We start from the raw sequence: 231 nt of genomic DNA, 5'->3' as shown, positions 1-231 counted from the left end.
CGGTAGATTATGTGGAAAACTCCAAAATTTCAAAAACAGATGCAGATGAGGTTTTAGGATTGGCTCTTGAAGATCTTGCAAAAGCAGAATCGCTGCTTCCTGAACAGTTGCCGCCTGGTATGAGGATCAGACCTACGAAAATGGCAGTGTATGCGGTGCAGGCGAGGATATTCCTGTTTCAAAAAGATTGGGACAAGGCGATTATCGCAAGTTCGAAGGTGATTTCCCAAG

General features: G+C 44.6%; 1 protein-coding gene. It reads left to right on the top strand.

Translation table 11 applies throughout. From position 1 onward, the window contains the following. A partial coding sequence (locus tag SB752_RS33355; RefSeq protein ID WP_410719652.1) for a hypothetical protein occupies positions 1-231 on the top strand: 231 nt, incomplete at both ends.

The organism is Brevibacillus sp. SIMBA_040 (genome assembly GCF_046535075.1).
Lineage (GTDB): Bacteria > Bacillota > Bacilli > Brevibacillales > Brevibacillaceae > Brevibacillus.
This window is presented reverse-complemented; position numbering and strand designations above follow the sequence as displayed.